At 45.3% G+C, this 3862-nt stretch carries 5 protein-coding genes; 3 read left to right on the forward strand and 2 right to left on the reverse strand.

Features of this window, described 5'->3' with window-relative positions; all coding sequences use genetic code 11:
- On the reverse strand, nt 1–448 hold a 448-nt coding region (locus AB4496_RS13650), incomplete at its 3' end, for a response regulator transcription factor (RefSeq protein ID WP_372131148.1).
- Between the two features lie 125 nt (nt 449–573).
- On the opposite strand from AB4496_RS13650, the gene AB4496_RS13655 reads away from it, so the two are divergent.
- Genes AB4496_RS13655 through AB4496_RS13665 form a run of 3 tightly spaced genes read left to right on the forward strand, consistent with a single transcriptional unit; the run spans nt 574 to nt 3528 of the window.
- A complete protein-coding gene (locus tag AB4496_RS13655) occupies nt 574–1593 on the forward strand; it encodes a glycosyltransferase family 2 protein (RefSeq protein ID WP_017098516.1) in 1020 nt (339 codons plus the stop codon).
- Nucleotides 1590–3077, forward strand: a complete 1488-nt coding sequence (locus tag AB4496_RS13660; protein ID WP_009846417.1) for a glycosyltransferase family 39 protein — start codon at nt 1590–1592, stop codon at nt 3075–3077. Before AB4496_RS13655 ends, AB4496_RS13660 begins: the two co-directional genes overlap by 4 nt.
- Nucleotides 3064–3528: a GtrA family protein gene (locus AB4496_RS13665; protein ID WP_012603650.1), complete on the forward strand. Its 465-nt coding sequence runs from the start codon at nt 3064–3066 to the stop codon at nt 3526–3528. Before AB4496_RS13660 ends, AB4496_RS13665 begins: the two co-directional genes overlap by 14 nt.
- A 135-nt stretch (nt 3529–3663) precedes the next feature.
- Here the strand turns inward: AB4496_RS13665 and AB4496_RS13670 are convergent.
- Nucleotides 3664–3862, reverse strand: a 199-nt coding sequence (locus AB4496_RS13670) for a hypothetical protein (RefSeq protein ID WP_372131150.1), incomplete at its 5' end; no start/stop codon positions are given.

Raw genomic sequence — 3862 nt, forward strand, 5'->3', positions numbered from 1 at the left:
GAAGCTTATCTTGGCGGTAAGCTTTACGGGTTTTTTGGTCGATGGTGAGTTCACCGAACTGAAGTTTTGAAGAGGCTACTTTTCCGCGGTAACGACGAACTAGTGCGTTCATTCTTGCTTCTAAAATATCCAAATCAAAAGGCTTGGTTAGATAGTCATCGGCACCATGCTCAAACCCTTTCAACATATCATCGCGGCTATCTAGCGCGGTCAGCATCAAAATAGGTGTCGCGTTGCCTTGGTCTCGCAGTTTATTACAAACCGTGAGGCCGTCCATTCTTGGCAACATCAGATCCAATATGATGATATCAAATGAGTTTTCCAACGCGAGTTGCAGGCCGAGTTCGCCGTTGTCCGCATAATCGAGTTCCATACCAATACACTCAAAATAATCAAACAAGACACCTGCGATTTCACGGTTATCTTCGACTAATAGAACTCGTTTCATTTTGATTCTCATACAGAAATAGACGGTAACATTATCCTGAGTGAGCGTGAAAAATATGTCAATAACATAACTTTCACTTATGGGAGGGTAGATTGGATTCAGATTAAAAAATAGAAGAACGTATTATGTCTGAACTTCATATAAGCCGCCCTAAGATATCTACATCGCAGATCAACCCTGCGGTTTCTCTGTCTATCATTGTGCCTTTTTACGATGAACAAGAGGTATTGGAAGAGTTCCACTCTCGCCTTACCAAGGTGCTTGATAGCTTGCCCATCAAGAGTGAAATCGTTTATGTCGACGACGGTAGCAAAGACAGCAGCTTGGAGTTGGTGAGTTCATTCACTTCAATCAATAGCTCAATTTCTGTTATCGGTTTAAGCCGTAATTTTGGCAAAGAATCAGCGATGAGCGCAGGCCTTGAGCACTGTCGTGGACAAGCGGTGATTTTGCTAGACGCTGACTTACAAGATCCACCTGAGCTTATCCCGCAAATGATTGCCAAGTGGCGCGAAGGTTATGACGTCGTCAATATGCAGCGCAGCCAGCGTGATGGTGAAACATGGTTTAAGAAGTTTTCAGCAGCGAGCTTTTACAAAGTCATGAACGTGGCTGCGAAGATTGATGTTCCTGAGAATGTGGGTGATTTTCGACTGTTAAGCCGCGAGGTTGTCGACCATATCAATCAGCTTCCAGAACGTAACCGCTACATGAAAGGCATTTTTTCATGGCCGGGTTTCCGACAAGCGACACTCCAATTTAAGCGTGATGCTCGCTTCTGTGGCGAGACCAAGTGGAACTATTTGAAACTCATCGGATTGGCGATGGATGGCATCACATCATTCTCTATCCGCCCACTGCGTATTGCGACGGCAGTTGGTGGATTAGTGGCGCTTACTGCTTTCGTGTATGGCGTCTTCATCGTGTTCAAAACCATGATGTTTGGTGAGCCAATTACGGGTTATCCGTCAATGATGGTCGTGCAACTTGCACTTGGCGGAATCCAACTGTTGAGTATTGGTTTAATGGGGGAGTACATAGGTCGTATTTTCATCGAAACCAAGAATCGCCCTCTTTATCTGATCCAATCGGTCGTTGATACACCCGCATTGAAAACACATTTTAAATTAGAGGAATCAGCATGAGTCTGAACAGAACGCATCTATGGTATTTGTTGGCTTTTGCACTGGTTCTAAGGCTTTTATCTTTGGCGACTTATCCGTTAATGGACACCACTGAAGCGCGCTATGGAGAAATGGCTCGCTTGATGGTAGAAACTGGCAATTGGTTAACCCCTCAGTTTGATTACGGTATTCCTTTTTGGGGTAAGCCACCGTTGTTAACATGGATGAGTGCTGCTGGTATTGAGTTGTTCGGCTTGAGTGAGTTTGCTGTGCGTGCTCCGCATTGGTTAGCAGGTTTCGCGACGATTCTATTGGTCGCGTATCTGGCGAAGCGTACGGGACAAAGTGCCTTAGTGGCGGCTGTTGTATTGGCAACATGTGGGATTTTCTCTATCGCCGCGGGTGCTGTGATGACCGACATGGCGTTAACGTTAGCCATGACCATCGCGATGCTGGGCTTTTACTTATGTTGGCTCGGTGGAGAAGACTGTAAAGGCGAAGGAAGTGAGAGAACCAACAAAACCTGGGGTTACGTTGGATTTGTAGGCTTGGCGTTGGGCTTGCTTGCAAAAGGTCCTGTTGCGATTGTGATCATGGGTATCGCAGTATTCCCTTGGTTGCTATTACAACATGGTATCTTTGGGGCTTTTAAAGTGTTGTGGCAACGCTTTCCACTGTTGTCTGGTTTAGGTGTCATGCTGGCGATTGCCTTGCCTTGGTACATTATGGCTGAAATGGCTACTCCGGGCTTTATTGATTATTTTATTGTTGGCGAACACTTTAAGCGTTTTGTTGTGAGTGGTTGGGAGGGCGATTTATACGGTTCTGCTCATGATGAAACCAGAGGCATGATCTGGGTGTTTTGGATTCAGGCCGCTGCGCCGTGGTCGATTGTATTACCTATTTTAACTTTCGCTCGTCGCAAGAAAATTGCGGAAATTAACGCTGAGAATAGTGGGTTGTTTTCATTCCTTGTCTGTTGGTTGATTTCGCCACTGATTCTTTTCACTATGGCGGGCAATATTCTCCCTGCGTACGTACTGCCGGGGATTCCAGCCCTTGGGATGCTGGTTGCTATACTTGTGGTGGAAAAAGATAAGAAGTGGTTTTCGAGTGTGGCTTTGGTGCTACCTGTGCTGTTAATGATTGCGATGGTTTACCTGAACTTAGGGAAGGCGAACGAGAAAAGTGACCGTATTATTTTTGAACAGATTACGGATTCTGCGCCAAGTTTTTATGTGGGTAAAAGACCATTCTCAGGGCAATTTTACAGTCATGGGCAAGCGAAAAAGCTTCTTGATATCGAGCAACTAAATGGCATCGATAAATTCTATTTGATCGGCCATAAAGCGGAAGTGGAAATTAAGATCAAAGAGAACGCATTAACGTGTATTTTGGAACCGACGGTCAAGATTAAGCGTGCTCTGTTCAGCTGCCATCACCAGAGCAACACACCAAATTTTTCGTTGAATCATATTGAAAGTGAAAATGATGTTCAGCGTTAACTCAAGGCTACGAATGTTCAATGACAAGCTTCAATCACATAGCCAAAGACTACAGTCCCACCACAAGATGGTTCGATTTGCTGTGGTTGGTGTTGGTGGGTTTGTTGTTGATTGTTTGGTTTTTGCATTGCTGCATTATGTTGTTGGGCTGCCTTTAATGATGGCGCGAATTAGCTCCTTTATTGCTGCTGCAACGACGACATGGTTGGGTAATCGTATACTGACTTTTGAATATAAAGGGCGAGGTCATTGGTCTGAGAAGCTGATTCAGTGGCAAAAGTTCATGTTTACCGCATCAATATCAGCGGTACCTAATTTGCTGTGCTTTAAGCTGATGACGGAATTGCTTCCTACCTTTATCGGAGCTGTTTTTATCGCAATGGCAGTGGGGACTCTTGTCGGAATGGTCACCAATTACCTATTTAGCCAGTATTGGGTGTTTACGCGTTAGATAAGTAGGTAACCCCCCTTGGTATCTAAGTATTTACGTGGCTAAGGAGCTAGCCATTGGCAACGGGCACAAAAAAGCGCAGCTAAAAAGCTGCGCTTTGTGTTTTTACCATAGCGAAGTCAATGGGTTGCTGTCTTAACGTTGTGCTGCGCGTTGGCGATTCTTGCCGTTACTCACAGGTTTACCACCTTGACCATTACCCGCTTTGTTACGGTTTGACTTGCCATTCCCGCCGCCATTGCCTTGAGATTGCTGACTAGCAGGGGCTTTTTTGATGAAGCCAGTCGCTGGTTTATTACCATTACCGTTCTGCTTCCCGTTGCCCTGATTGCCG

Origin of the sequence: Vibrio sp. 10N.222.46.A1 (assembly GCF_041473595.1) — a bacterium.
Taxonomy (GTDB): domain Bacteria; phylum Pseudomonadota; class Gammaproteobacteria; order Enterobacterales; family Vibrionaceae; genus Vibrio; species Vibrio tasmaniensis_A.